This window comes from Brachybacterium phenoliresistens (genome assembly GCF_000576425.1).
In the GTDB taxonomy this organism is placed as follows: domain Bacteria; phylum Actinomycetota; class Actinomycetes; order Actinomycetales; family Dermabacteraceae; genus Brachybacterium; species Brachybacterium phenoliresistens.
In genome coordinates, this window is record NZ_KK070006.1 from 1 (window position 1) to 25,387 (window position 25,387).

At 74.5% G+C, this 25,387-nt stretch carries 21 protein-coding genes; 15 read left to right on the forward strand and 6 right to left on the reverse strand.

Annotated features, from left to right (window positions below; genetic code table 11):
* Window positions 1-174: 174 nt before the first annotated feature.
* Window positions 175-1,941: an alpha/beta hydrolase gene (locus BF93_RS16565; RefSeq protein WP_051487118.1), complete on the reverse strand. Its 1,767-nt coding sequence runs from the start codon at window positions 1,939-1,941 to the stop codon at window positions 175-177.
* A gap of 65 nt (window positions 1,942-2,006) precedes the next feature.
* Between BF93_RS16565 and BF93_RS16570 the strand changes: the two genes are divergently transcribed.
* A complete protein-coding gene (locus BF93_RS16570) occupies window positions 2,007-2,945 on the forward strand; it encodes a phosphoglycerate dehydrogenase (RefSeq protein WP_038374195.1) in 939 nt (312 codons plus the stop codon).
* A 76-nt stretch (window positions 2,946-3,021) separates the two neighbouring features.
* Here BF93_RS16570 and mtnN read toward each other — a convergent pair whose 3' ends face one another.
* Complete coding sequence (mtnN, locus tag BF93_RS16575) at window positions 3,022-3,762, reverse strand: 5'-methylthioadenosine/S-adenosylhomocysteine nucleosidase (protein WP_038374196.1); 741 nt, start codon at window positions 3,760-3,762, stop codon at window positions 3,022-3,024.
* Between the two features lie 79 nt (window positions 3,763-3,841).
* Between mtnN and BF93_RS16580 the strand changes: the two genes are divergently transcribed.
* Together BF93_RS16580 and BF93_RS19145 are read left to right on the forward strand one after the other, a co-directional pair.
* The gene (locus tag BF93_RS16580) at window positions 3,842-4,735 is read left to right on the forward strand and encodes an alpha/beta hydrolase (RefSeq protein ID WP_038374198.1); all 894 of its coding nucleotides are present in this window, start codon (window positions 3,842-3,844) and stop codon (window positions 4,733-4,735) included.
* 324 nt (window positions 4,736-5,059) lie between these two features.
* Entirely contained in the window at window positions 5,060-6,154 is a 1,095-nt protein-coding gene (locus BF93_RS19145) for a hypothetical protein (RefSeq protein ID WP_051487119.1), read from the forward strand.
* 297 nt (window positions 6,155-6,451) lie between these two features.
* On the opposite strand, the gene argS is transcribed toward BF93_RS19145, so the two are convergent.
* Window positions 6,452-8,215, reverse strand: a complete 1,764-nt coding sequence (gene argS, locus BF93_RS16590) for an arginine--tRNA ligase (protein ID WP_038374199.1) — start codon at window positions 8,213-8,215, stop codon at window positions 6,452-6,454.
* 31 nt (window positions 8,216-8,246) lie between these two features.
* Between argS and BF93_RS16595 the strand changes: the two genes are divergently transcribed.
* From BF93_RS16595 to BF93_RS16630, 8 genes are all read left to right on the forward strand, one after another.
* Window positions 8,247-8,747 carry a flavin reductase family protein gene (locus tag BF93_RS16595; RefSeq protein WP_038374201.1) on the forward strand — a complete coding sequence of 167 codons (501 nt, stop codon included), beginning with the start codon at window positions 8,247-8,249 and terminating at the stop codon, window positions 8,745-8,747.
* 101 nt (window positions 8,748-8,848) lie between these two features.
* Complete coding sequence (locus BF93_RS16600) at window positions 8,849-10,582, forward strand: DUF7937 domain-containing protein (protein WP_038374202.1); 1,734 nt, start codon at window positions 8,849-8,851, stop codon at window positions 10,580-10,582.
* A 16-nt stretch (window positions 10,583-10,598) separates the two neighbouring features.
* Window positions 10,599-11,882 (forward strand): uracil-xanthine permease family protein, encoded by a 1,284-nt coding sequence (locus tag BF93_RS16605; RefSeq protein ID WP_038374204.1) that lies wholly within the window; start codon window positions 10,599-10,601, stop codon window positions 11,880-11,882.
* Window positions 11,879-12,367, forward strand: coding sequence for a GNAT family N-acetyltransferase (locus tag BF93_RS16610; protein WP_051487120.1), 489 nt, complete (start codon window positions 11,879-11,881; stop codon window positions 12,365-12,367). The genes BF93_RS16605 and BF93_RS16610 overlap by 4 nt, the downstream gene beginning before the upstream one ends.
* A gap of 123 nt (window positions 12,368-12,490) precedes the next feature.
* Window positions 12,491-13,378 (forward strand): ABC transporter ATP-binding protein, encoded by an 888-nt coding sequence (locus BF93_RS16615; protein ID WP_084148651.1) that lies wholly within the window; start codon window positions 12,491-12,493, stop codon window positions 13,376-13,378.
* A gap of 33 nt (window positions 13,379-13,411) precedes the next feature.
* Window positions 13,412-14,452 (forward strand): iron-siderophore ABC transporter substrate-binding protein, encoded by a 1,041-nt coding sequence (locus BF93_RS16620; protein WP_038374205.1) that lies wholly within the window; start codon window positions 13,412-13,414, stop codon window positions 14,450-14,452.
* The gene (locus BF93_RS16625) at window positions 14,449-16,524 is read left to right on the forward strand and encodes an iron ABC transporter permease (RefSeq protein WP_051487121.1); all 2,076 of its coding nucleotides are present in this window, start codon (window positions 14,449-14,451) and stop codon (window positions 16,522-16,524) included. Before BF93_RS16620 ends, BF93_RS16625 begins: the two co-directional genes overlap by 4 nt.
* A 25-nt stretch (window positions 16,525-16,549) precedes the next feature.
* The gene (locus tag BF93_RS16630) at window positions 16,550-17,113 is read left to right on the forward strand and encodes an AAA family ATPase (protein WP_038374206.1); all 564 of its coding nucleotides are present in this window, start codon (window positions 16,550-16,552) and stop codon (window positions 17,111-17,113) included.
* Here BF93_RS16630 and BF93_RS16635 read toward each other — a convergent pair.
* A complete protein-coding gene (locus BF93_RS16635) occupies window positions 17,077-18,105 on the reverse strand; it encodes an ornithine cyclodeaminase (RefSeq protein ID WP_038374207.1) in 1,029 nt (342 codons plus the stop codon). The two genes, BF93_RS16630 and BF93_RS16635, sit on opposite strands and share 37 nt — an antisense overlap.
* A 154-nt stretch (window positions 18,106-18,259) precedes the next feature.
* Window positions 18,260-21,049, reverse strand: coding sequence for an FAD-binding and (Fe-S)-binding domain-containing protein (locus BF93_RS16640; RefSeq protein WP_038374208.1), 2,790 nt, complete (start codon window positions 21,047-21,049; stop codon window positions 18,260-18,262).
* Between the two features lie 66 nt (window positions 21,050-21,115).
* On the opposite strand from BF93_RS16640, the gene BF93_RS16645 reads away from it, so the two are divergent.
* Both BF93_RS16645 and BF93_RS19150 read left to right on the forward strand, forming a co-directional pair.
* Entirely contained in the window at window positions 21,116-21,946 is an 831-nt protein-coding gene (locus tag BF93_RS16645) for a DUF5926 family protein (RefSeq protein ID WP_038374209.1), read from the forward strand.
* Entirely contained in the window at window positions 21,943-23,289 is a 1,347-nt protein-coding gene (locus BF93_RS19150; protein ID WP_051487122.1) for a glycosyltransferase, read from the forward strand. The genes BF93_RS16645 and BF93_RS19150 overlap by 4 nt, the downstream gene beginning before the upstream one ends.
* Window positions 23,290-23,365: 76 nt before the next feature.
* Here BF93_RS19150 and BF93_RS16655 read toward each other — a convergent pair whose 3' ends face one another.
* Window positions 23,366-23,833 carry an Hsp20/alpha crystallin family protein gene (locus tag BF93_RS16655; protein WP_038374210.1) on the reverse strand — a complete coding sequence of 156 codons (468 nt, stop codon included), beginning with the start codon at window positions 23,831-23,833 and terminating at the stop codon, window positions 23,366-23,368.
* A gap of 211 nt (window positions 23,834-24,044) precedes the next feature.
* Here BF93_RS16655 and BF93_RS16660 point away from each other — a divergent pair, with 211 nt between their 5' ends.
* Together BF93_RS16660 and BF93_RS16665 are read left to right on the forward strand one after the other, a co-directional pair.
* Entirely contained in the window at window positions 24,045-24,944 is a 900-nt protein-coding gene (locus tag BF93_RS16660) for a hypothetical protein (RefSeq protein WP_038374212.1), read from the forward strand.
* Complete coding sequence (locus BF93_RS16665; RefSeq protein WP_038374213.1) at window positions 24,941-25,345, forward strand: GntR family transcriptional regulator; 405 nt, start codon at window positions 24,941-24,943, stop codon at window positions 25,343-25,345. Before BF93_RS16660 ends, BF93_RS16665 begins: the two co-directional genes overlap by 4 nt.
* Window positions 25,346-25,387: the final 42 nt, after the last annotated feature.

Below are 25,387 nucleotides of genomic sequence, written 5' to 3' on the forward strand. Positions count from 1 at the left end.
GGTCTCGGGAGATCGAACCGAAGTCGGAGCCCGTCCTAGCAGTACTGGCCTCATCAAACACCTCCATGTCGTGGGGTGTTGCGCTGACCGTTGGAACCCGCCGACGCAGAATGGTACGTCCGCCTGCAATTCCTGGAACGGGCCGGCAGCGTGCCCCCGGGGCCGGCGGTCCGATCAGCCCTGGCCGGCGGTGCCGAGGTCCACGTGCTCGCGGATGGCGGCGATGATCCGCTGATGGTCCACGCCCTCACAGCCCAGGACCCCGGCCCAGATCGGGACCATCTCCTCGTGATAGGCGTGGCCGTGCCCGCCGGGCATCGTGATCGACAGCGGCATATCGGCCGCGACCTGCCAGAACGTGATCCACGGGACCCAGCGCATGGCGGGGGTGACGTCCCGCCCGGCGCGCTCGCGCAGCCACGCGGGCTCCTCCCACAGCAGCGAGGGCTGCCACCACACCACCGGGTCGGAGGCATGCTGGGCGTAGACGATGCGCGGCGACTCCCACGGCACGTAGAGACCGCCGTAGAAGTTGTGCTCGAGCTCGGACGGGGTCGTCACGAAGCGGAAGTGGCGGCCGTGATCGATCACCGGGGCGATCGCCGGGGATCCGGCGCGGCGCGCGGCGGTGAGCTCCCGCCAGATCGGCGTGATGCCGGGAGTGCCCGTCCACACCGCGCCGTCGACGCTGCGCAGCATCTCCGCGGCGTCGCGGAACGCCGCATGGCCCCCGTACGACCCCAGCGACTCCCCGGCCACGTACAGCCGCGGCCGCGCCGCCGGATCCATCCGGTCCAGGCGCTCGCGCACCGCCTGGAACAGCAGGCGGCCCGCCAGCCGCGGGCTGCGACGATCCAGCACATAGCTCAGCGCGCTGGTGTACACCGAGTACTGCAGGGACGCGGTCGCACAGTTGCCGCCGGTGAGGAACTCGATCGCCGAGAGCGACCATTCCTGCAGCCAGCCGGTGCCCGTCCCCGTGAACAGCACCAGCACCTCGCGGTCCCACGCGCCGGTGCGGTCCAGCTCCGCCAGCACGGCCTGGACCGTCTCCGGCAGACCGCGGCTGGAGGACTTGCCCGCGTACACGCGGATCGGCTCGAGCGCCTCGGCGCCCGTGGCATCGGCGATCGCCTCAGGGCGTGCGCCGCCGGCGACGATCTTGCGTCCCGGAGCGCCCAGCGACTCCCACGACTCGAACGAGGCGGGAGAGCCCGAGCGCAGCGCCGAGCGCGGCTGGCGGATCTCGGGGGAGAGCAGGCGGTTGGCCGCCTCCCCGTGCTCGATCGCCTTCTCCAGCAGCTCGCCGCGGATCACCCGGTCGGCCAGCAGCACGACGGTCGCTGCAGCCAGCACCGCCGAGGCCGTGCCCAGGATCCGCGCCGGCAGGTACGGCCTGAGGATCGCCCGGTACATGCGGGCGGTGCCGAGGGCGGCGCGCACGGCCACCAGCGCCCCCAGGGCGAGGGTCAGGCCGCCGACGGCGCCGACCGCCGCGGTGCGCACGTTCTTCGGCTCGCGGCGCACCAGCATGCTGATCTCCCGCTGGCGCAGCACGCCGCGCGTCCAGCTGTAGGCGGTGATGCCCGTCAGCGCCGCCGCCCCGATCAGGCGGGCCCGCCGGTGATGCTCGGGGCCGATGCTGATCTGCAGGCCCAGGGCCTCGGCGATCCGCACCGCCACGCGCTCGGCGACGACGCCGGAGGCATAGCCGTACATCTGCGACAGGCCGATGTTCGCCGACCACATCCACCAGGTGCGCGGCAGCAGGCTGGGGGACGTCGCGATCCAGCTGGCCACGCTCGCGCCGAGGAAGCCGCCGGTGTCCAGGGAGCGGCGGACCTCGTGACGCCGGCTGTACCGGGTCAGGCTGGTGGTGCGGGTCAGGACGGAGGCCATGGAGACCGCGTGGGCGGCCGCGCTGCGCAGGAGCGATCGCATGCTGCGAGGCTATCCGACGTGAGCGCGACCGCACCGGTCAGCAGGGCCCGCGTAGCCTTTCGTCCATGAAGATCATCCTTCCGGACACCATGCCGCTGGCCCCCGAGCTCCCCGAGGGATGGGAGGCGGTCACCGTCGACGCCCGCGCCGAGATCCCCGCCGAGCATCATGACGCCGCCGCCCTCGTGGTCTGGGGCCCCTCGCGACGCCACCTCGCCTCCGCCGCCCGCGACCTGCAGGACCTGCGCCTGATCCAGTCCCTCTCCGCCGGCATCGACGCGATCGAGGCCGCCGGGTTCGGGGACCAGGTGCGCATCGCCACCGGTGCGGGGCTGCACTCCAAGACCGTCTCCGAGCACGCCCTCGCGCTCCTGCTGGCCCTGGTGCGGCGCCTGCCGGAGGCGGCCGATGCCCAGCGCCGCCACACCTGGGACCGTGCGCTGGGCGGCGTGCAGGAGCTGCACCCCGAGGGGCGCGTCACCACGCTGATCGGCGCGCGCGTGCTCGTGTGGGGGTTCGGCCAGATCGGCCAGCACCTCGCGCCGATCCTCGCCGCCCTCGGCGCCGAGGTGCGCGGCGTGGCCCGCAGCGCGGGGGAGCGCGCCGGCTTCCCGGTGATCGCCGAGTCCGCCATCGGCGCGGAGCTGGGCGAGACCGATGTGCTCATCAACATCCTCCCGGCGACCGAGCAGACCCGCCACGCGGTCGATGCGGACGTCCTCGCGGCGCTCCCGGATCGGGCGCTGCTGATCAACGTCGGCCGCGGGGACACCGTCGACCAGGTCGCCCTGAAGGCGGCCCTCGAGTCGGGCGGCATCGGCGGCGCCGGGCTGGACGTGACCAGCCCCGAGCCGCTGCCCGCCGAGGATCCGCTGTGGGACGCGCCGAACCTCATCATCACCCCGCACGGCGCCGGAGGCCGTCCCGTCGGGGCCGATGAGCGGATCGCCCGGAACCTCGCGGCCTTCGTCGCCGGGCAGGAGCTGATCAGCCCCGCCCGCTGAGAGCCGCCCGGGCCGGCTCGCCGGACGGTGAGCCGGGGGCGGGCTCGCCGGACGGTGAGCCGGGGGCGGGCTCCTCTCAGGGACGGGAGGCGATGAGCTCGATCACGGCCCGGGCCGAGGCCTCCGCCACGACGTCCAGCTCCAGGTGGAACTGCTGGCCGGCCGCCGGACCGCACAGGTCGGACACGGCGCGCAGCGCGACGAACGGCGCGCCGAGGACGTCGGCGGTGCGGGCGATCGCCGTGGTCTCCATGTCCGCGGTGAGCGCCCCGGGGAAGCGCTCCCGCATCGGGTCGGCGATGTCGGCGGTGACGAAGGCATCGCCCGAGAGCATGAGCCCGGAGCGCACGGGGGTGTCGCCGGCGGTCCGCTGCGCGGCCTCCAGCGCCGCGGCCACCAGAGCGGGGTCGGCCGCATAGCGCGGCGGGTCGCCGGGCACCTGGCCGGGGGCGTACCCGAAGGCGGTGGCATCGGCCAGGGAGCCGGTGAAGGAGGCGCCGATCACCAGCGAGCCCAGCTCGACATCGGCCCCCAGCCCTCCGCAGGAGCCGCCGTTGACGACCAGGCTCGGGGAGGCCGAGAGGATCGCCCAGGTCGCAGCGGCGCTCGCCGCGGCCATCCCGATGCCGGTGGTGACCACCAGGACCGGCCTGCCGTCGCTCGTGCCGCGTGCCGCGGCGACGCCGCGCGAGAAGGGGACGGGCACGTCCTGGACGTCCTCGAGGAGCGCCAGGACGGGGGCGGCCTCCTCCGGCATGGCGACCAGGACGAGGACGGGTCTCTGGTCGGGGTCGGCGGCGTGGGTGCGGGGACTCATGGCCCCCAGAGTAGGTCCTCAGCGTGCCCCGGGTCGGACCGATAGGCTGGGTGGGCAGTCGAGAGTCGAGGAGCTGGATATGGGTCGGATCCGCGAAGCCGTGATGATCGGTGCGCGCACCGTGCGCCGCCTGCCGATGCCGTCGGGGGTGTACACCACCTCGCTGCGCGAGGCACGGCGCCCGCTGCCGCCCGGCGCGGTCCTCAAGCGGCATGCCGTGGACCCGGAGATGATCGATCGCACCCGGGCCGTGTGGCTGGACCGCCACCGGGCCGACCGCGGGGTCATCGTCCATCTGCACGGCGGCGCCTACGTCTCCGGCCCCTTCGCGGGGGACTGGGAATGGGTCTCCCAGCTGGCCGACGCCCACGAGTGCGCCGCGCTGGTCATCGACTACCGCTTCGCGCCCGACCATGTGCACCCGGTCGCCCTGGACGACGCGGAGGCGGTGATCGCCGCCCTGGGCGGCGACGTCCTCGGCCAGGCCCCGTGGGTTCTGACCGGCCACAACTCCGGCGGCGGCCTGGCGCTGTCGATCGCGCGGCGCCTGCGCGCCCAGGGATCCTCCGTGCTCCCGGCGGGCCTGGTGCTGATGGCGCCGTGGACGGATCTCGAGCTCGCCAACACCGGCGTGACCGAGACCGGAGCCGTCGACCCGGTCCATGAGCGGCGCATGCTGCGCGCCGCCGCCCGCGCCTACGCCGACCGCGCGCCGCTGGACGACCCCGACCTCTCGCCGATCAACGCGGATCTGCACGAGCTGCCGCCGGTGCACCTCTCCGCCGGGACCCGGGACATCTTCCTCACCGACACCCGCATCCTGCGCCTGCAGCTCGAGGAGCTCGACGTCTCCGTGGCCTACCGCGAGGTGGGCGGGCGCATCAGCATGATCCCCTGGCTGCGCCGCAGCGAGGACATGGCCCGCCTGGTCCGCGAGCAGAGCGCCTTCATCGGCCGCGCCCTGACCCGCTGACGCCGGGGCGGGCGGCCCGCCGCCCTCTCGTGGCGCCGCCGAGTGCCGGATGGCGAGCCGAATTCGGCCGGATTTGGCTCGTGATCCGGCACTCGAGCACGGATCACCCGGCACTCGAGCGTCGGTCACCGGTCCTCCGGCACTCGAGCACTGGTCACCGGGCTGCGGGCTGCGGGCTGCGAGCGGTGCGGGTGCGGGCCCGGGGCGGCGGGACGATCCGGTGTCGGTCCCTGCGGGGCACGCGCTGGTCCTCCCCGCGCGGAGATGTCCGCAGCGGGGTCAGGGGCCGTGTGCCCCGGGTCGTCGTCGGCCTAGCGTCGCGGCATGCACCTGGATCTCGACCGGCACGGCGGGGAGCTCAGGTCCCGCCAGGAGTGGCTGGACCTCGGCTTCCACTCCCGTGACCTCGCCGGACCGGACTTCACCGCGCTCCTGAGCGGGTTCCACACGCCCACCGACCGGCCCGCTCCGCTCACCCGCATCGTCCGCACGGTGCAGACGGTCGTGCTGCCGGGCAGCGTGGCGAGCCATGCGACCGCTGCCGTGCTGCTGGGCGTCCCCCTGCCCTGGCGGTACGAGAGAGGCGTCGGGCTCCTCCGTGCCGGGGTCGGCGCACCCCGGCGCATCGGCACGGCCGTGCCCGTCCCCTCCCTCACCCCGGGCGCCTCGCTGCGGGCGGGAGCCCGGCTCCCCGTGGTCCACGTCCGCACCTCCGACGGGAAGGCGCCCCGCTCGCTGACGGGCGTCCGAACCCATCGGATGGAGAAGCGTCCGACCCTGACCATCGGCGGCATCGAGGTGTCCGCCCCTGCCGAGCTGCTGTGCGAGCTCGCGGCGGATCTACCGTGGGGCGATCTCGTCGCGGCGATCGACGCGATCATCGGTCCGCTCGGGGCGAGAGGAGGGGGAGGCCTGCCGGACATCGCCGGGTACGTGGAACGAAGGGGGTCCTTCCGCGGCGCCGCACGGCTGCGCAGAGCGCTCGGCCATGCGCGCGAGATGGTGCGCTCCCCGGGGGAGTCGATCATGCGCCTGCTCGTCGTCGGCGCCGGCTTCCCTCCGCCCGATGCGAACCTGCCGGTCATCGACCCGCAGACGCGGCAGCGGCGCTACCTGGACCTCGCGTGGGAGGCGGCCATGACCGCCCTCGAGTACGACGGCGACGGGCATCGGACCACGAAGCAGCAGTGGCGCCGGGACGAGGCGCGCCGGGACGAGCTCGCCGCCCTGGGCTGGGTGCTCGCCCGGTCCACCGGCGAGGACCTCGCGCATCCACTGCGGATCCTGCTCCGCCTGCGACGCACGCTCGGGGAGCGGGGGCTCGTCGTCCCCTCCGAGCATCAGATCCGGCTGTTCGTCGCGTCATTGCCGAAGGCCGACCTGTCCCTCGCCACCGCTCCGCGGCAGCCGTCGGCCTGAGGGACGGAGCCCGGCCGCCGGGTCGGGGTGCCACCGCCGGGCTGGGCGAGGCCACCGGGCCGGGCGCGCCGGCCGGGTCGGGGTGCCGCCGCCGGGCCGGGCGCGCCCGCCGGGTCGGGGTTCCGCCGCAGGCACTGCCCCGGGCGGCGCCGGCGCGAAGGCCTTCTCGAGTGCCGGTTCACGAGCCAAAAACGGGCTCTCTCGGCTCGTGAACCGGCACTCGCCGCAGGGCCGGGGGCGCCGCGGGGCGGCCCCGTGGGCGCGGCGGACGGGGGCGGCCGCCGCGCCGTGGCGGGGTCACATCTGCTGGGGAGCGTGCACCCCGAGGGCGTCCAGGCCCTCGACGAGGACGGACTCGGTGAGGCGGGCCAGCGCGAGGCGACCGGCGCGGACCTCCTCGTCGTCCTCCTTGAGGATGGGGGAGGCGTCGTAGAAGGCGGTGAACGCCTGCGCCAGGGAGAACAGGTACGCGCACAGGCGGTGCGGCTCGTAGGTCGCGCCGACCTGGGCGAGGACCGGCCCGAAGTCCAGCAGCTGGAGGGCCAGGGCGCGCTCGGCGTCGTTGACCACGTGCGGGACCTCGGCCGGGTGGACGCCCTGGGCCTGCGCCTTGCGGCCGATCGAGCGGATCCGCGCCACCGCGTACTGCAGGTACGGCGCGGTGTTGCCGGTCAGCGCGAGCATGCGGTCCAGGTCGAAGGTGTAGTCGGTGTCGTGCGAGGTCGACAGGTCCGCGTACTTCACGCTGCCGATGCCGATCTGCCAGGCGACCTGCGCCCGCTCGTCCTCGGGCAGGTCCGGGCGCAGCTCGTCGATCACGCCGCGCGCGGAGGTCACGGCCTCCTCGAGCAGGGCCATCAGCCGCAGGGAGGCGCCCGAGCGGGTCCGCAGGATCTTCCCGTCCTCGCCGAGGACGGAGCCGATCTTCACATGCCGCACGTCCACGGCGTCGGTCAGCCAGCCGGCCTCGCGCGCCGCCTCGAACACCATCGCCAGGTGGAGCTCCTGCGAGGTGCCGATGACGTAGGCGATGCGGTCCGCGCGCAGGTCGTCGACCCGGTGGCGGAGCGCCGCGAGGTCGGTGGTCGCGTAGCCGTAGCCGCCTCCCGTCTTGCGGATGATCAGCGGCAGCGGCTTCTCGTCGCGGCCGGTGAAGCCCTCCGGGAAGACGCACAGCGCGCCGTCGGAGATCCGGGCCAGACCATCGGCCTCGAGGTCCTTGCAGACGATCTCGAGGGCCGCGTTGTAGCTGGACTCCCCGGCCAGGTGCTCGTCGGTGAGGGTCACGTCGAGCATGTCGTAGATGCGGTGGAAGTACTGCTTGGACAGGTCCACCAGGCGGGTCCAGATCGCGAGGGTGTCGCCGTCGCCGGACTGCAGGGTGCGCACGCGGGCACGGGCGCGGGAGGCGAAGTCGCTCTCGTCCGCGGCGGGGCCCTCGGCCTCCGCGGCGTCGAACTTCGCGCGCGCCGCCTGGTAGAAGGCGTTGGGGTCGGTCTCCAGCAGGCCGGCCTCGGCGGAGTCCTCGCCCACCTCGAGCAGATGCTCGATGAGCATGCCGAAGGGCGTGCCCCAGTCGCCGATGTGGTTCTGCCGGATCACGGTGTGCCCCAGCTTCTCGAGCGTGCGCACGAGGGCGTCGCCGACGACCGTGGTCCGCAGATGGCCGACGTGCATCTCCTTGGCGACGTTCGGCGCGGAGTAGTCCACGACGACGCGCTCGGCCCGCGCGGGCGCGGGGATGCCGAGGCGGGCATCGGCCGCGAGCTCTGCCGCCTGCGCCGCGACCCAGTCGGTGCGCAGGCGGATGTTCAGGAACCCGGGGCCGGCGATCTCCGGGGTCTCGGCCATGTCCTCGAGATCCACGGCGTCCAGGATCGCCTGGGCGATGTCGCGCGGCTTGCGGCCCAGGCGCTTGGCCAGCCCCATGGCGGCATTGCACTGGAAGTCCGCGAACTGCGAGGGACGGATGATCGGATCCGCGTCGCGGTACTCCTCGCCGAAGGCTGCGGCGAAGGCGGACTGGAACCGATCGGTGAGGGCGATCTCGGGTGCAGGCATGAGGTCAAGCGTAGTCGCCATACTGGAGGACATGAGCACTCCCGTGGGCAGCCCTGTGGACGGCGACGCGTACCGCCGGCTGAGCGATCTGGTCGCCGCCGGTCTCGCCGTGGTCACCACCCGCACCGGCCGCCACGACGTCGCCGCGACCGTCGACTCCTACCTCGACGTCTCCTACGACCCGCCGACGATGCTGGTGGCGCTGTACGCCGGCTCCCGCATCGGCGAGGCCGTCGAGGACGCCGAGCACTTCTGCCTCTCCGTCCTCGCCGAGGAGCAGCACCCGATCGCCGACCGCCTTGGCACCCCCGGCGCCCCCGTGCTGGGCATGCTCGAGGGCATCGCCGTGGATCGCACGGCCGATGGGGACGCGGTGATCCGCGGCGCGCTGGCGCATTTCGCCGTGCGCGTCGAGCACCGCTACGAGGCGGCGACGCATCTGCTGCACGTGGGACCGGTGGTCGAGATGGGCCAGGGCGAGGGCTGGCGCCCCGCCGTCCGGTTCGCCGGGCAGGCCCGCTCCCTGGTGTGAGCCGTCCCGTCCGGCGCGCCGCCCGGGGCAGGGAGGCCCGTCGCTCCTAGACTCGGCATGCATATGCGCACGCGGAGCACAGGAACGGAGGGGAGCCGGCGATGGCGAAGGAGCGGCAGGGCGGGCAGGACGAACGGCGCGGAGGAGACTCCGACTGGCTGTTCGCTCCGGCGGACCCGCACACCCTGCCCACGGATCGACTTCCGGGGCGCGAGGAGTTCGAGCGCTACGCCGCGCCGCTGGTGGCCCGGGAGACCGCCCCCGCCCTGCCGCGACCCGATGCCGAGCGCCGCGGCGCCGACGGCGAAGCGCCGCGCTCCCGCCCCGATGCCGCCGATGCGGCGCGCCGCCGCCCCGACGACGGCCGCGGCCGCGCCGGGGACACCGGCGCCCTGGAGACGGTTGCCGATCCGCAGGCCGCGGCGGCGAGCTACGCCCGCAGCGGCCGCACCCCCAACGCCGCCGACGAGGAGCAGCCGCGGCCCCTGGCCCTGCCGCCCCGCTTCGCCGACCTCGGCATGTTCGACGCCCTGCGGGACATCGTGGCGCTGGTCTGCCTCGTCTCCGCGCTGACGACGGTGTTCACCCTGGGCCGCTTCGCGGTGCTGGACGTGGCCGGCCGCTCCGCGGTGGGCCTCGCCCTCGCGGCGCTGATCGCCGTGCACCTGCTGCGCTGGATCCCGCAGACCCCGCGCCTGCGGCTGATCCGCACCATCCGGGTGGCGGGGCTGGTCCCCGCGCTGCTGGTGGCCCTCGGGGCGATGGTCGCCGACCTGGTCACCTCCCTGCCCGTGCTGTTCGCCCCGCTGCCGGAGGGCCCGCCCGTCGGGATCGGCGTCGGCGTCTCGCTGCTGCTGGTCGGCGTGATCGTGGGCATCGAGCCCCGCGCCCACGAGGGCTACCTGCCGGCGGAGACGGCGCGCGGCCGGGCCCGGGGGCTGCTGCTGGGCATCGGCGGCGCCGCCGCGGCCGGGTTCGTCCTGGCCCTGGTGATGCTGGTGGGCCGGGTGTTCACGACCGGCTGGGCGTTCTCGCTGCTGGAGCTGGCCGACGCCCTCGTCTCCGCCCTGCTGCTGACCATCGTGATCGGCTCGGCGGTGCGGCGCGAACGCTCCTGGTTCGTGTTCTCCGCCGCCGCGGTGGCGGGGATGGTGCTGGGGGCGATCGCCGACAACACGCTGCGCCTCAGCTTCGCCGGGCCGGAGTCCGTGGCCACCGGCTTCGTGTACCTGCCGTTCCTGTTCTGCGCCTTCGCGGTGATGATCTCCCGCTCCTTCGTCCGCACGATGCCGATCTCGTTCCGGCGCGTGGACTGGATCGTCTACGCGGTGCGGGCCTTCGAGTTCAGCGCGATCATGCACGTCGCCGCGGCCGTCTGGAACGTGCTGGCCGCGATCGCCGCGCTGGGCGGGCAGGGCATGGGCGGTCCGGTGCTGCATCTCATGGATGCCGTCATCGCCGCCTGCTTCGTGGTCGTGTCCGTCTTCGCGCGCCGCGCCCTGCTGGAGCGCCCCGCCGACCAGGCGCGGGCGAGCGCCGTGGTCGCCGCGATCGTGCTGGTGGTCGTCGGCTTCCTCGACGTCATCGTGAACTCGCTGGCATCGGGCGCCGGCGCGGGCCTGGCCAGCGGCGGCGTGGCGCTGGCCATCGGGATCGCCGCCGCGCTCATGCTCACGGTGCCCGCCCCGGTGCGCGACGAGTTCGGCGCCCCGGACCTGGCCCGCATGTTCGAGGACTTCCGCCTGCGCGACACCGGCCGCTACACGCTGCTCTCCCGTGTGCCGGACATCGCCGCCGAGCGCGCCCGCAAGAAGACCTTCCCCGCCGGGCGCTGACCCCCCTGGGAGAGACATGTTCCGCTGGAGCCTGCACGGAGACGGACGCACCGTCGCCGCCGATGCGATCGTCGCCCCGGGCGAGCGCCTGACCTGGCCGCGCACCATCGGCATCGGTGCGCAGCACGTGATCGCCATGTTCGGCGCCACCTTCCTGGTGCCGCTGCTGACCGGCTTCCCGACCTCGACCACGCTGCTGTTCAGCGGCATCGGCACGCTGCTGTTCCTGGTGATCACCCGCAACCGGGTCCCCAGCTACCTGGGCTCCTCCTTCGCGTTCATCGCCCCCATCACCGCCGCCACCCAGGCCGACTCGATGGGCGCCGCGCTCGGCGGAGTGCTGGTGACCGGCCTGCTGCTGGCGGCGCTGGGCCTGCTGGTGCAGAAGGTCGGGACCGGGTGGATCGGCCGACTGATGCCGCCGGTGGTGATGGGGTCGATCGTCGCGCTCATCGGCCTGAACCTCGTGCCGACGACCTACCAGAACAACTTCTCGAAGGCGCCGGTCACCGCGACCCTCACCCTCATCGCGATCATCGCCTGCACGGCCCTGTTCCGGGGCATGCTGGGCCGCATCAGCGTGCTCGTCGGCGTGGTCGTCGGGTACCTCATCGCGGTCGCGCGCGGAGAGGTGAGCTTCCAGAAGGTGGCCGACGCCCCGTGGATCGGCCTGCCCGAGTTCCATGCGCCCAGCTTCGACATCGGCCTGATCCCGATCTTCCTGCCCGTGATCGTCGTGCTGCTGGCCGAGAACGTCGGCCACGTGACCAGCGTCGGCACCATGACCGGGAAGAACCTCGACCACATGATCGGCCGCACGCTCACGGCCGACGGCCTGGCCACGGCGCTCTCGGCGACCTTCGGCGGCTCGCCGACGACGACCTACGGCGAGAACATCGGCGTCATGAGCGCCACCCGCGTCTACTCGACCGCCGCCTACTGGGTGGCCGGCATCGTCGCCATCGGCCTGGCGATGTCCCCGAAGATCGGCGAGCTCATCAACACCATCCCGCCGGGCGTGCTCGGCGGGGTGACCTTCGTGCTGTACGGGCTGATCGCGATCGTCGGCTTCCGCATGTGGGTCGACGGCGGGGTCGACTTCTCCCGCCCCAAGAACCAGCTCACCGCCGGCGTCGCGCTGGTCATCGCCATCGCGGATCTGCACTGGCAGCTGGGCGGCTTCTCCTTCACGGGCATCGCGCTGGGCACCGTGGCGGCGCTCGCGATCTACCACGGCATGTCGCAGGTGGGTCGCCTGACCGGCACCGATGCGCGGCCCAGCCCGCTGCAGGGCGCATGAGCGCGGCAGAGGTCGCCCCCGCGGGGCCCGAGCAGCACGGCACCTGGCGCGCGCTGCGCCTGCGAGCCCTGCAGACCGATCCCGAGGCCTTCGGCTCGACCTACGCGCAGGTACTGGCGCGGGACGGGGAGGAGTACTGGCGCGGCGTCCTCGCCTCCCCGGGCCGATGCTTCCTGGCAAGGATCGACGGCGCCGCGATCGGCATGGCGCGGATCCTCCCGGGAGATGCCGAGGACGCTCCCGCCGAGATCATCTCCGTCTGGGTGGACCCGCAGGCCCGCGGAGCCGGCGCCGGGCGGGCCCTGATCGACGCCTGCATCGGCTGGGCGCGCGTGCACCGGGCGGGGACCGCCGTGCGGCTGCACGTGGTCGAGACGAACACCGCGGCCCGGCGGCTGTACGAGGGCTGCGGCTTCACGGTCGTGGGGCGCGAGGGGCACGAGCTCGTGCTCGAGCTGGGACCGCCCCCGCCGTCCGAGGTCTGAGGCCTGCGGCCCGAGGCCCGAGGAGCGTGCCCGGGTGCCCGTCCGCGCGGAGCACCGCGCCCTCCGTCCCATAACGCGCGCACCCGGTTCCGTTATTCGGTGAGGCGAGGCTAAGCTCGCCCCGTGACGACATCACTGATCGGCGAGGACCTGGACCTGCGCTACGGGCGAGCCCCCGTGGTGCACGGCGTCTCGCTGTCCCTGCGTCCGGGCGCCGTGACCGCCCTGCTGGGCCCCAACGGCAGCGGGAAGTCCACGGTGCTGCGGACCCTCGCGCGCCTGCACCCGCTGACCGGCGGCGAGGTGCGGATGGAGGGCGAGGAGGGGCAGCGCAGCACCGCGCTGCTGAGCGCCAAGGAGCTCGCCACCGCGCTGACCCTGTTCTCCCAGTCGCGCACCTGCCCGCAGGGCCTGTCGGTGCGGGAGGTCGTGGCCTTCGGCCGCCACCCGCACCGTCGCCGCTTCGCAGGCCTCGGAGACGCCGACCGCGCCGCCATCGACCGCGCGATGGAGCTGACGGGGATATCCGGCTTCGCCGCTCGCGGGGTGTCCGAGCTGTCCGGCGGCGAGATGCAGCGCGTGTGGCTCGCCTCGTGCCTCGCCCAGGACACCGGGATCGTGCTGCTGGACGAGCCCACCAACCACCTGGACCTGCGCTACCAGATCGAGACCCTCGACCTCGTGCGCGGCCTCGCCGAGGACCACGGCACGGCCATCGGCATCGTCCTGCACGACCTGGACCATGCCGCGCGGATCGCCGATCAGGTGGTTCTGCTGCGCGCCGGCCGCGTGCACGCCGCCGGGTCGGTCCACGAGGTGCTCACCTCGCAGCACCTCAGCGAGGTGTACGAGCTGCCCATCGACGTCGTGCAGGACCCTGTCAGCGGGCGCCTGCGCATCGAGGCGATGGGGCGCCGCACGACCCGCACGGCTCCGCCCGCCGAATCCGTCGCAGCCCTCGCGACCTCCGCGGCTCCGGCCGCGACCCCCGCGGCATCCGCCGCACGCTGACCTCCCCACATCCCTGACCAGGAGAAACCCCCGATGACCCGAACGTCCCGGCGCGCCCTCGCGGCGCTGCTCTCCCTCGCGGCGACCGCCGCCCTCGCCGCCTGCGGCACCACCGAGGTCCCCTCCGCGACGCAGGCGCCCTCCGCGGCCGATGCGATCAGCGCGGACTGCGCCGAGGACACCACCGCCACCTCGACCGACCCGGTGACCCTCACCGATCACGTGGGCCGCACGGTGGCCCTCGACGAGCCGGCCGAGCGCGTGGCCGTCCTCGAATGGCAGCAGACCGAGGACCTCCTGACCCTGTGCATGGCCCCCGTCGCCGTCGCGGACGTCGAGGGCTACAGCACCTGGGTGACCGCCGAGACGCTGCCCGAGGGCACGACCGACGTCGGAACCCGCCAGGAGCCGAACATCGACGCGATCTCCGCCGCGGACCCCGACCTCATCATCGTCGAGGTCAACAGCGCCGACGACGAGATCATCGGCCAGCTCGAGGCGACCGGCATCCCCGTGCTCGCGACCCTCGGCGCCGACGGCACGGACCCCATCGGCCACATGAAGGATCTGTTCCGCCTCATCGGCGAGGCCACCGGCCGCGGCGAGCGGGCCGAGGCCGTCCTCGCCGAGTTCGACGCGCACGTCGAGGAGTCCAAGGCCGAGGTCGCCGGCGCGGACCTGCCCACCACCGACTTCCTCTACTTCGACGGCTGGGTCGAGGGCGGCACCGTGTCGATCCGTCCCTTCGGCTCGGGAGCCCTGTTCACCGCGCTCGGCGAGGAGCTGGGCCTGACCCCCGCATGGACCGAGGAGGTCGACCCGATGTACGGGCTCGGGCAGACCGATATCGAGGGCCTGACCACCGTGGGCGACGCGAACCTCTTCTACACCGCCACCGAGGACCCGGCCGGCGACTACGTCCCCGAGCTCGAGAAGAACGCCCTGTGGACGAACCTGCCCGCGGTGAAGGACGGCCGCGCGCACGCCTTCCCCTCGGGCATCTGGACGTTCGGCGGGCCCCGCTCCTCGGAGCAGGCCATCGACGCCTACACCGAGATCCTCACCGGCTCGTGACCGCGGCGGTCTCCGCCGAGCGCCCCGGTCCGCGCAGCACCCTCGCCGGCCTCGCGGCCCTCGGGGTGCTCGCGGTCGGGGTGCTGCTGGTCGGCGCCTGGCATCTCACCCAGGGCACCTCGGGCATCGGCCTGCGCGACCTGCTGGCCCACCTGGCAGGCGCCCCGGCGCGGGCGGGGGCCGCCGGCGTGGGTGACGTCCTCACGGCCTCCCGGCTGCCGCGCCTGCTCGCGGGGATGGCCGTGGGCCTCGCCCTGGGATGCGCCGGGGCGCTGCTGCAGTCCGTCTCCCGCAACGCCCTCGCCTCCCCGGACACCCTCGCGGTGACCGGCGGCTCCTTCTTCGCCCTCAGCGCCGTCGCGGCCTTCGGGATCGCGGTGCCGCTGTGGGCCTCCGGGGCGGTCGCCTTCCTCGGCGGGCTGCTCGCCGCGGGGCTGGTGCTGGCCCTCGCCGGCGGCGCCGGCTCCTCGACGACCCGGCTGATCCTGGCCGGATCGGCGGTGGCGATGGCCCTGCAGTCCGGCACCTCGATGCTGCTGATCCTCTTCGAGGCGGAGACGACCGGCCTGTACTCCTGGGGCAGCGGCTCCCTCGCCCAGCTGAACCTCACCGCTTCGCTGCGCGCCATGCCGGTGATCGGCCTCGTCGTGATCGGGGCGCTGCTGCTGTCGCGCCGGCTGGACGTGCTGGGCCTGGGCGATGACGCGGCCGCGAGCCTGGGCGTGCCCGTGCGCTCGACCCGGGTCGTCGCGGTGTTCGCCGCCGTGCTGCTGTCCAGCACCGCCGTCACGGTCGCGGGGCCGATCGCCTTCGTGGGCCTGGGCGCGCCGGTGCTGGCCCGCCTGCTGGGCGCCGTCGTGCCCGCCCTGCACCGCCACCTGCTGCTGGTCCCGGCCTCGGGGCTGATCGGCGCGCTGGTCGTGCTCCTGGCCGATGCCTCCGTGCGGGCGCTCCTCGGGGCGCAGAACGCCGCCTCGGTGCCGACCGGCGTGCCCACGGCCATGCTCGGCGCCCTGGTGATCGTGCTGCTGGCCCGGTCCCTGCCCGATTCGGGCCCGGCCCGGCAGCCCCCGCAGGCGCGCACCGCCCTGCGCAGCCTGGCCCGGTTCCTGATCGTCCTGGCGGCGTGCGTCCTCGCCGTCGCGGTGGTGGCCCTGCTGGGACTGCTCGCCGGGACCTTCTGGCTGCGCACCGGCGACATCGACCTGTGGCTGCAGGGCGACGCCCCGGATCTCATCGCCCGGTCCCTCGCGGAGCGGACGCCGCGGATGGGTGCGGCCGTCCTCGCCGGCGCCGCTCTCGCCCTGGCGGGCGCCGTCGTCCAGTCCACCGTCCGCAACCCTCTGGCCGAGCCCGGCCTGCTGGGCATCACCGCCGGCTCCGGGCTGGGCGCGGTGCTCGTGGTGACCCTGCTGGGCGGCGGGCGGACCCCGATGATCGTCCTCGCCGTCCTCGCCGGACTCGCGACCTTCCTCGTCATCGGCCTGCTGGCCTGGCGCGGCGGGCTCGCCCCGGAGCGGTTCGTGCTGGTCGGCATCGGCATGGGGTACGGCCTCAGCGCGCTGACCACCTTCCTGCTCCTGCAGGCGAACCCGTGGGACACCCCGAAGATCCTCACCTGGCTCTCCGGCACCACCTACGGCCGCACCTCCACGGACCTGTGGCCCGTCGGGATCGCCCTGCTGGTCATCGTGCCGCTGATGCTGGCGCTGCACCGCGAGCTGGACCTGCTGGCGATCGACGAGGACTCCCCGCGGATCCTCGGGGTGCGCCTCGAGCGCACCCGCATCCTCGTGCTGGGCCTGGCCGCCGTGCTGGCCGCGATCAGCGTGGTCGCCGTCGGCGCCGTCGGGTTCGTCGGCCTGGTCGCCCCGCATCTCGCCCGTGCCCTCGTCGGCGGCCGCCACCTGCGCACCATCCCGGTGGCGATGCTGCTGGGCGGCGCGCTGGTGGGGCTCGCCGATGCGCTGGGCCGCAGCCTGATCGCCCCCGCGCAGATCCCCGCGGGCCTCATGGTCGCGCTGATCGGCGCCCCGTACTTCGTATGGCTGCTGTGGCGCTCCCGCGCCTGAACGGCTGATCTGCCAGGATCGGGGCATGACATCTGCTCCGCTCGTGATCATCCGCGGCAACTCCGCCTCGGGCAAGTCGACCGTCGCCCGCCGGGTCCAGCGGGAGCAGCCGCGCGATGCCGTCGCGGTGATCGGCCAGGACCACGTGCGCCGCGAGATGCTCTGGGCGCACGAGGCCCCGGACTCCCACACCCCGGGCCTCATCGCGACGATGGCGCGCTACTGCCTGGGCGTCGGGCGGATCACCGTGGTCGAGGGGATCTTCGGCCGCGAGTGGTACGGCGACATGTTCTCCGGGCTGCTGCGCGAGCACTCCGGGCCGTCGCTGGTCTACTACCTCGATGTGAGCCTCGCGGAGACCCAGCGCCGCCACGCCGGCAAGCCGATCGCCGACCTGGTCACCGACGCCGAGCTCGCCTCCTGGTATCGCGTCCACGACGTGCTCGGGGCGCCGGGAGAGGTGGTCTTCGGCGAGGACATGTCCGAGGACGCCATGGTCGCCCGCATCCTCGCGGACCTCGCCCGGCTCCGGGCCGGGGCCGAGGGCGGCGGTCAGCGCACCGGGAGCGGCGCGGTGACCAGGGAGTAGAGGTCCTTGGGATCGTCCGGCTCGGCGACCAGGTCGATGGGGCGGACGAGGTCGGTGCCGAGCGTCGCATCGCGGGCGCAGCGCAGCGCCGAGAAGTCCGCGATCGCGAAGCCGACGGAGTCGAACACGGTCACGTCCTGCGCGCCGGTGCGCCCGGGGGCGGCGCCGGTGAGGACCTGCCACAGCTCGGTGACGGGGAAGTCCGGCGGCATCTGCTGGATCTCGCCCTCGATGCGGGTCTGCGGGGCGTGCTCGACGACCACGTGCGCGCTCGCGAGGATCGCCGGGTCCAGCTCCGTCTTGCCGGGGCAGTCCCCGCCGATGGCGTTGATGTGCACGCCCGGGCGCACCTGCGGCGCGGCGAGCACGGCGGCGCGGCGCTTGTCCGCGGTGCAGGTGGTGATGACATCGGCCCCCTCGAGGGCATCGTCCGCGCCGCGCGCCTCATGGATCCGGAAGCCCAGCGGCTCGAGGTTGCGCCGCAGCTTCGCGGAGGCGGCCGGGTCCACGTCCCAGATGCGCAGATCCGCGATGCCCAGGGCGCCCCGCAGCGCGAGGGCTTGGAACTCCGCCTGGGAGCCCGCGCCGATCATCGCGTGCACCGCGGCGCCCGGGCGGGCCAGGGCCCGCGTGGCCAGGGCCGAGGTCGCCGCCGTGCGCAGGGCCGTCAGCAGGGTCATCTCGGACAGGAAGGTCGGGTAGCCGGTGGCGACGTCGGCGAGCATCCCGAAGGCCGTGACCGTCTGCAGGCCGCGCGCCGGATTGCCGGGATGGCCGTTGACGTACTTGAAGGAATACGACTCGCCGTCCGTGGTCGGCATCAGCTCGATCACGCCGACGGGGGAGTGGCTGGCGATGCGCGGGATCCGCTCGAAGGACTCCCAGCGGCGGAAGTCCTCCTCGAGGCAGGCGGTCATGCGGGTGAGGATCGCCTCCGCCCCCTCCTGGCGGATCCAGCCGACCATCCCCCCGACGTCCAGCAGCTGCGTCATCGTCCTCGCCTCCTCGCGGGTCGCCGACCAGGAAGCCCAGGGTAGCCCCGGACCCCGGGCGGCGCCCTCGTCGCCGGTCCGCTCCCCGTTGGTCCGCTCCCTGCCGCTCCGCTCCCTGACGCCTCGCGCGGGGTCGGCTGCTCCGGGAGGGCGGTCAGGACGTGGCGTGCTCGAGCAGCTCCAGGACGTGGCGGTAGGCCCGCCCCGTCGCGGCCTGCATGCCCAGCTCGCAGGTGCGGTTCGCGGAGACGTACCAGTCCGTCTCGCGGGTCGCGACCTCGGCGGCCTCCGCGGCGGTGGCGGAGGCGGTGAGCTCGGGGTGGAGCAGGCCGCGGTCCCCGGCGTAGGCGCAGCAGCCCCACGCGATCGGCACGACGACCTCCTCGGCGCAGGCCTGCGCGATCGCGACCAGGTCGTCCGTGGCGCCGAGGTGGGTGGTCGAGCAGGTCGGGTGGACGGTCACCGAGGCGACCGGCCGGCGGACCTCCAGGCGCGGCAGCAGGTGACGGCGCACGTACGTCACGGCGTCGACCACCTCGAGCCCCGTCCCCGCCACGGCGTCGAGGACGCCCTCGGTGCAGCTGGCCGCGTCGATCACCACGGGCAGCCGGTGGCGCGCGGCCGCCTCCTCGAGCGCCTCCCGCAGACGGGATCGCATCATGTCCTTCGCCGCGCGCATGCCCTTGGAGGAGAAGGGCGTGCCGCAGCACAGATCCGCGGCGGCATCGGGCACGGCCAGCCGCACCCCGGCGCGCTCGGCGAGGCGGGACAGGGCCGGCCCGGCGCCGATGCCCTCGCCCGCGGCGCCGAACATCGTGTGCACGCAGGACGGCAGGTACACCGCGTCGACCTCGGCACCGGTGCGTCCGCGGCCGCCGCCGCGGCGCACGGATCCTCCGCGCCTCGGCAGCTCCGGACGGTAGTCCGGCACCGCATCGGCCCCCAGCAGGGCCCGGCCCGCGCGGGCGGCGACGCGGGGCAGGGCGGGCGGCAGGGCCCCGGCGACGTCGAGGGCGGCCGATGCGGCCGCGGTCGTCGGTCCCCAGCGCCGGGCCGCCGCACCCCAGAGCGCCCGCTGCGCGGCACCGCCGGCATCGGCCTCGGCATCCTGGGCGCGCAGCCGCCGCACCAGGTCGCCGGTGTCGATGCCGACCGGGCAGGCGGTCCGGCACATGCCATCGGCTGCGCAGGTCTGCAGCCCCTGGTAGTCGTAGGCCGCGCGGATGGCCCGGGCGGTCTCGCGGTCCCCGCGCTGCTCGGCGAGGGCCGCGTCGCGGCGCAGCACGATCCGCTGGCGGGGCGTGAGGGTGAGGTCGCGGCTGGGGCAGACCGGCTCGCAGTAGCCGCACTCCACGCAGCGATCGGCCTCCTCCTCGATCTCGACCACGGGCTGCAGGTCCCGCAGGTGCGCGCCCGGCTCGGCGGTGAGGACGACGCCGGGGTTGAGGATCCCGGCGGGGTCGACCAGCTGCTTGATCTCGCGCATCACCGCGTGCAGGGCCGGGCCGTACTGGCGCTCCACGAACGGGGCCATGGCCCGCCCGGTGCCGTGCTCCGCCTTGAGGTTCCCGCCCTGGTCCAGGACCAGGTCCACCATGTCCTCGGTGAAGGCCTCGAGGCGGCTCGAGGCTGCGCCCAGGTGCTCGTCCAGGAGGAAGTGGAGGTTGCCGTCCTTGGCGTGGCCGAAGATCACCGCGCCGTCGTACCCGTGCCGGGCGAACAGCTGCTGCAGGCCGCGGCAGGTCCCCGCCAGGCGGTCCACCGGCACGACCACGTCCTCCAGCAGCGCCGTCGAGCCGGCGGGCCGCGCCCCGGCGACCGCCGCGTACAGGCCCTTGCGGGTGGTCCACAGGGCCGCGCGGCGGGCGGCATCGGTGGACATGGCGAAGGGGGCAGCTCCCCTCAGCCCCGCAGCCAGCGACTGCGCGGCGGAGACCTGCGCGGCGAGCGCATCGGGGTCATCGGCCCGCACCTCCAGCAGCAGCGCGGCATGGGAGCCGATGTCCAGCCCGGCGATCTCGCCCGGCGCGCCGGGAAGGCGCTGGGCGACCTGCAGGGAGCGGGCGTCCAGCAGCTCGACGGTCGCGAAGCCCGCCGCGACGATCTCCGGCAGCGGCGCGGTGGCCTCCTGGAGGCCGGGCAGCACCAGCAGGCCCGTGGCGGCCTGCGCCGGCACCGCGACGGTGCGCAGCACGGCGGAGGAGATGAAGGCGAGCGTCCCCTCCGAGCCGATCACCAGGTGGGCGAGGCAGTCGGCGGGGGAGTCGAAGTCCAGCAGGGCGTTGATCCCGTAGCCCATCGTGTTCTTCAGGGCGAACCGCTCGCGGATCACCCGCATCGCCTCCGGGTCCTCCCGCACCCGCCGCATCAGCCGCTCCAGCCCTGCGAACAGGGCGGGCTCCGCGGCCCGCAGCGCCGCATCGGCATCGGGGCGGGAGGTGTCCAGCACCGTCCCCGAGGGCAGCACGCAGCGCAGCGACTCCAGGGTCGCGTACGTGTTCTCGCGGGTGCCGGCGGCCATGCCGGAGGAGTTGTTCGCGATCATGCCGCCGATGGTGCAGGCCGACTCCGAGGCAGGATCCGGTCCCAGCCGCCGGCCGTGCCGGGCCAGGTGCGCGTTGACCTGGCGGATCGTCACGCCCGGGCCCACCCGCACCCGCCGCCCCGCGTCGAGGACCTCGACCTGCCGGAAGTGGCGGCGCACATCGGCCAGGATCGCCGCGGACTGCGCCTGCCCGGACAGGCTGGTGCCGCCGGCCCGGAAGGTCAGCGGCCGCCCGGACGCGCGGGCCTGCCGGAGCAGGGCGATGACCTGCGCCTCGTCGGCCGGGACCGTGACGGCCTCCGGGATCAGCAGGTACGGGGAGGCGTCATGGGCGAGGGCGTGCCGGGCGACGACGTCCGTGTCGAGGTCCGGGGCCGCGAGGGGAGCGGGAGGGGCCATGGACCCACCGTAGTGCGCGGGCGTGTGGCGGGCCTGCGCGGCGGCCGCGCTCGGTAGACTGCGGGCATGTCTTCCGCCTCCGCCTCATCGCTGGTCCGCCGCCCCTTCGAGGGGATCCCCGCCGAGCGGGACCTGGTGGCGATGCGCCAGCTGATCCCCGCCGCGACGATCGAGGCCGCCACCACCGCGGAGCACGGATCGGTCCGTGTCATCATCGCGACCATCCTGCCGATGGCCTGGCCCGCGATCCGCCGCTCCGACGGCTCGGTGATCATCGGCCTGCAGGCTACGGTCCCCACCGACGACCTCTCCCGCTCCTTCGGGCAGGCCCTCTCCCAGGCGCTCGAGGCGGAGCCGGGCACCCCGGTGCGCACCGTCTCGCCGAGCGCCGACTCCCCGCGCCTGCAGGACCTGCTGGATCTGGAGGGCGGCTTCCCGATCACCGTCCACGAGTCCTTCGAGTTCTGGGTCGATCCGGGCGCCGAGCGCACCGCCGAGGTCGAGGCCTCCCTCGCCCAGGCGAACGAGTCGATCATGCCGACGGCCCCGGTCGAGGGCCTCGAGCACGCCTACTGGGTCGACGCCGGCGCCAAGGAGCACCTGCGCTGGGTGCTGGACGCCGAGGAGGAGCGGGTCTACGACGCGGTCGCCCGCCTGCACGCCCGCCGGGAGTCGGCGATCGCCGAGGGCACCCGCTACGTCGGCTCCTTCCGCGCCGAGGGCCTCACCGTCCCGGTGTGGGACCTGCCCGACGGCTTCGGCGCCGCCGGCGTCGCGGAGCACGCCGCGGAGTTCCGGGCGCGCTTCCTCACCGCCCTGGAGTCCACCGAGCCCCTCACCGCCCTCGAGCGGCGCGCCCGCGGCGGGATCGTCGCCCGCCAGGTGACGCTGCGATGACGGCCGCGGGGCACGAGGCGGCCGGCCGGCCCGAGTCGGTCGCCGTGGTGATCCCCGCCAAGAACGAGGCGGAGCGGATCGAGGCGACGATCCGCGCCGCCCGCAGCATCGACCATGTCGACCTCGTGGTCGTGGTCGACGACGGCTCGACCGATGCGACCTCGGCCGTCGCCATGGGGGCCGACGCCCTCGTGGTGCGCCACCGCACCAACCAGGGCAAGGCCGCCGCCATGGCCACCGGCGCCCACCTCGTCTCCCTGCGCGAATCGGCCGCCCGCGCCGACGGCGGCGAGGCCTTCGAGGAGGAGCTGCACGCCGAGCCCCGCGTCCCCGGGCACACAGGCCCGCTGCCGGTGATCGGCGCGGACCTCACCCCTCACGCCCTGCTGTTCCTGGACGCCGACATGGGCGAGAGCGCCGCCGGCGCCGCCCCGCTGGTCGAGGCCGTCCTCGAGGACGGGGTGGACATGGCCATCGCGCTGCTGCCCCCGCAGGACGGCGCCGCAGGGATGGGGATGGTGGTCGGCACCGCCCGCCGCGGGATCCGCCGTGCCACCGGCTGGGAGCCCGCCCAGCCGCTGTCGGGCACGCGCTGCCTGACCCGCGACGCCTGGGAGGCGTGCCAGCCCCTGGCCGGGGGCTGGGGCGTGGAGACGTCCCTGACCATCGACGCGCTCGCCGCCGGGTTCCGGGTGGAGGAGGTCCCCTGCGAGCTGCACCATCGGGCCACCGGCTCCGATCTGCGCGGGCAGCTGCACCGCGCCGCCCAGCTGCGCGACGTGCTGCGGGCGCTCGCGAAGCGGCGCCACATCCTCCCCGAGGAGGAGGGCACCGGGCTCGAGCTGGACGAGCATTCCGAGGAGGCCGCCGCCGGAGCGGACCACGCCCAGGACGCGGGCGAGGACGCGGGGACGCCGGCCGCGCGGCCCGTCGAGGACCTGCCGGCCGTGGACGTCTCGGACCTGCCGGCCTCGGGGGAGTTCTCCCCGGAGCAGGCGCGCGCGCTCACCGATCATGATCTGGCCGCGCTGGACCGGGCTCTGCGCGCCCTGCCCCTGCGCGGCCCGCTGCGCCCGGACGACATCGTCTACCTCGCGGACATCGACCTCGAGGCCCTGCGTCGCCGGCTCGAGGCCGCGCCCGTCGAGGAGCCCTTCGAGCCCGACCACGCGGTGATCGTCGCCGCGCACCTGGCCGCGCCCACGCCGCGCATCCCCGCGGACACGGCCCTGCCGCTGGACCCGGGGGAGTACGCCTCCCTGGTCGTGCACACCGCCGTCGAGGCGGAGCAGGACGACACGGGCCGGGACGACGAGGGCCAGGACGACGAGGGCCGGCGCTGAGCGCGGGGTCGAGCGGTCGGTGAGGCCGAGGCGCCCGGGGCGGTGATCCCCGGGCGCCCGACCTCCCCGGCGACGCTCAGGCCGAGGCGGACTCGACCTGCTGGCCGGAGCCGGCCTGCTGCGTCGCGTCGATCTGCTGGGCCGCATCCTCCGTGCGGACCTCGATCCGGCGCGGCTTGGCCTTCTCGCTGACCGGGATCGTCACGCTGAGCACGCCGTTGCTGTAGCTCGCGGAGATCCGCTCGGTGTCCAGGCCCTGGCCCAGGCTGAGCTGGCGCAGGAAGCTGCCACCCGTGCGTTCCCGGGTGATCCACTGCGCCTGGTCATCGGTGGGCAGGGTCCGCTCGGCGCGGATCGTGAGGAGCTGGCCGTCGACGTCCACGTCGACGGAGCCGGGATCGATGCCCGGCAGATCAGCGGTCAGGACGTAGTGGTCCCCGGTGCGGTACAGGTCCATCGGCATCTGCCGTGGGCCGCGGCGCCCGGCATCGAGGAACGTGGTCGCGAAGCGCTCCAGGTCTCGGAGCGGATCATAGGTTGCCATGTCGTCTCCTTCCCATCAGGGCCGCTGCGTGCGGTCCTCCGCGTGACGGGCCGGGGGTGACCCGCCTGGCCATAAATTAGCACTCTCGGTCGGAGAGTGCCAGACCTCGGCCCCGGATCTTCCGAGGAGTTTGTTCTGGTACAAACCTCGCGAGGGCGCTACATTTGTATCGCACAGGCAGTACAAGCTCTCGCGTCCCCCGGAGGCCCCCATGTCCAGCATCGTCCTCGTCCTGCCGCCCCTGATCGGCGCGGCTCTGCTCGTGCTGGTGCTCGCCGTCCTGGCGGGGCGGCTCGGCGCACAGCGCACCGGCACCCACCCCGGGGCGCTCGCCGCGCGCTGGGCGGGGATCCTCGCGGCCGGGGCGCTGCTGGGCGTCGTCCTCGCGCTGACCGGGCGCGGGATCCCCGCCACGGGACGCCTCGCCTACGGAGGGCTGCTCTCGATCACGCCCTGCCTCGTCGCCGCGCTGCTGATCCTCGCCGTCATCCTCGGGGAGCAGACCATGCCCGCGCCGCGCGCCCGGCACCGGTACGGGCTGCTCGCCCACCGGAGCGTGTCGACGATGGTCCCGCGCCTGCCGCTGGTCGCCGTGCTCGGCGTGCTGCTGGTGCTGCTCGTGCACGGCATCTGGGCGACGGCCGCGGCCTCCGGATGCGCCGACGGTCGGTGCCTGGAGCGCTCCGGGGTCGACGCCGAGGGCAACCTCGTCACGAGCGTGAGCTCGCCCTTCCCCGGCGCCTGGTACACCGTGCCCACGGCCCTGGCCCTGGCGGTGCTGCTCCTGCTGGCCGCCCTCGCGATCGTGGTCATCGTGCGCCGCCGGCCCTCGGACGACCCGGCCGATGCCCTGCTCCGCCGCCGATGCGCGACCTCGGTGCTGGGGGCCGTGCTGCTCGCCCTGGGGATGACCCTGGTCGGCCACGCCGGGGCGGCGGTGCTGCGCATCGACGGCCCGGAGTCCCTGATCCCCTGGACCGGCGCGGTGGTCGGGCTCGTGTCCCTTCCCTGGGGAGCGGTGATGCTCGTCTTCCCCGGCCTGGTCGTGCGGGGCGCCGCCGCCCCTGCAGGGCGGGACCGGACCGCCGAGCCTGCGCAGGCCCGCCGATGACCGCCCTCGTCGTCGACCTCGAGGACCCGACGCCTCCGTACGAGCAGATCCGGCGGGCCGTGATCGCCCAGATCGACCGCGGGACGATCGGCACGGGGGATCGCCTGCCCAGTATCAGGACGCTCGCCCGGGACCTCGGCCTCGCCCCGGGCACGGTCGCCCGGGCCTACAAGGAGCTCGAGGCGGAGGGCGTGATCGAGACCCGGCGGGGCGGCGGCACACGGGTGGCCGCCGGGCCGGCAGCCCCCGCCGAGATCCCCCCGCAGCTCCAGGAGATCCTCGACGGCGCCGTGCGGGCCGCCCGCGAGGCGGGGTTCGGGGACGATGCCATCCGCCGCGCCGCCCGCCGATCCCTGGACGGGACCGCGCCGCCTCCCGGCGGGACGGCCCCGCCCCCGTGAGGTGGCGGGCCCGCTCTCCGCGAGCCGGGCGGACTCTCTTCG

Bases quoted from the DNA above. Each gene is read 5' to 3' on its own strand.
- BF93_RS16640 (WP_038374208.1), bottom strand. From the start codon at position 21,049: ATGGCCCCTCCCGCTCCCCTCGCGGCCCCGGACCTCGACACGGACGTC.
- BF93_RS16635 (WP_038374207.1), bottom strand. From the start codon at position 18,105: ATGACGCAGCTGCTGGACGTCGGGGGGATGGTCGGCTGGATCCGCCAG.
- BF93_RS16665 (WP_038374213.1), top strand. From the start codon at position 24,941: ATGACCGCCCTCGTCGTCGACCTCGAGGACCCGACGCCTCCGTACGAG.
- BF93_RS16630 (WP_038374206.1), top strand. From the start codon at position 16,550: ATGACATCTGCTCCGCTCGTGATCATCCGCGGCAACTCCGCCTCGGGC.
- BF93_RS16620 (WP_038374205.1), top strand. From the start codon at position 13,412: ATGACCCGAACGTCCCGGCGCGCCCTCGCGGCGCTGCTCTCCCTCGCG.
- argS (WP_038374199.1), bottom strand. From the start codon at position 8,215: ATGCCTGCACCCGAGATCGCCCTCACCGATCGGTTCCAGTCCGCCTTC.
- BF93_RS16595 (WP_038374201.1), top strand. From the start codon at position 8,247: ATGAGCACTCCCGTGGGCAGCCCTGTGGACGGCGACGCGTACCGCCGG.
- BF93_RS16565 (WP_051487118.1), bottom strand. From the start codon at position 1,941: ATGCGATCGCTCCTGCGCAGCGCGGCCGCCCACGCGGTCTCCATGGCC.
- BF93_RS16580 (WP_038374198.1), top strand. From the start codon at position 3,842: ATGGGTCGGATCCGCGAAGCCGTGATGATCGGTGCGCGCACCGTGCGC.
- BF93_RS16655 (WP_038374210.1), bottom strand. From the start codon at position 23,833: ATGGCAACCTATGATCCGCTCCGAGACCTGGAGCGCTTCGCGACCACG.
- BF93_RS16600 (WP_038374202.1), top strand. From the start codon at position 8,849: ATGGCGAAGGAGCGGCAGGGCGGGCAGGACGAACGGCGCGGAGGAGAC.
- mtnN (WP_038374196.1), bottom strand. From the start codon at position 3,762: ATGAGTCCCCGCACCCACGCCGCCGACCCCGACCAGAGACCCGTCCTC.
- BF93_RS19150 (WP_051487122.1), top strand. From the start codon at position 21,943: ATGACGGCCGCGGGGCACGAGGCGGCCGGCCGGCCCGAGTCGGTCGCC.
- BF93_RS16645 (WP_038374209.1), top strand. From the start codon at position 21,116: ATGTCTTCCGCCTCCGCCTCATCGCTGGTCCGCCGCCCCTTCGAGGGG.
- BF93_RS16610 (WP_051487120.1), top strand. From the start codon at position 11,879: ATGAGCGCGGCAGAGGTCGCCCCCGCGGGGCCCGAGCAGCACGGCACC.
- BF93_RS19145 (WP_051487119.1), top strand. From the start codon at position 5,060: ATGCACCTGGATCTCGACCGGCACGGCGGGGAGCTCAGGTCCCGCCAG.
- BF93_RS16660 (WP_038374212.1), top strand. From the start codon at position 24,045: ATGTCCAGCATCGTCCTCGTCCTGCCGCCCCTGATCGGCGCGGCTCTG.
- BF93_RS16605 (WP_038374204.1), top strand. From the start codon at position 10,599: ATGTTCCGCTGGAGCCTGCACGGAGACGGACGCACCGTCGCCGCCGAT.
- BF93_RS16570 (WP_038374195.1), top strand. From the start codon at position 2,007: ATGAAGATCATCCTTCCGGACACCATGCCGCTGGCCCCCGAGCTCCCC.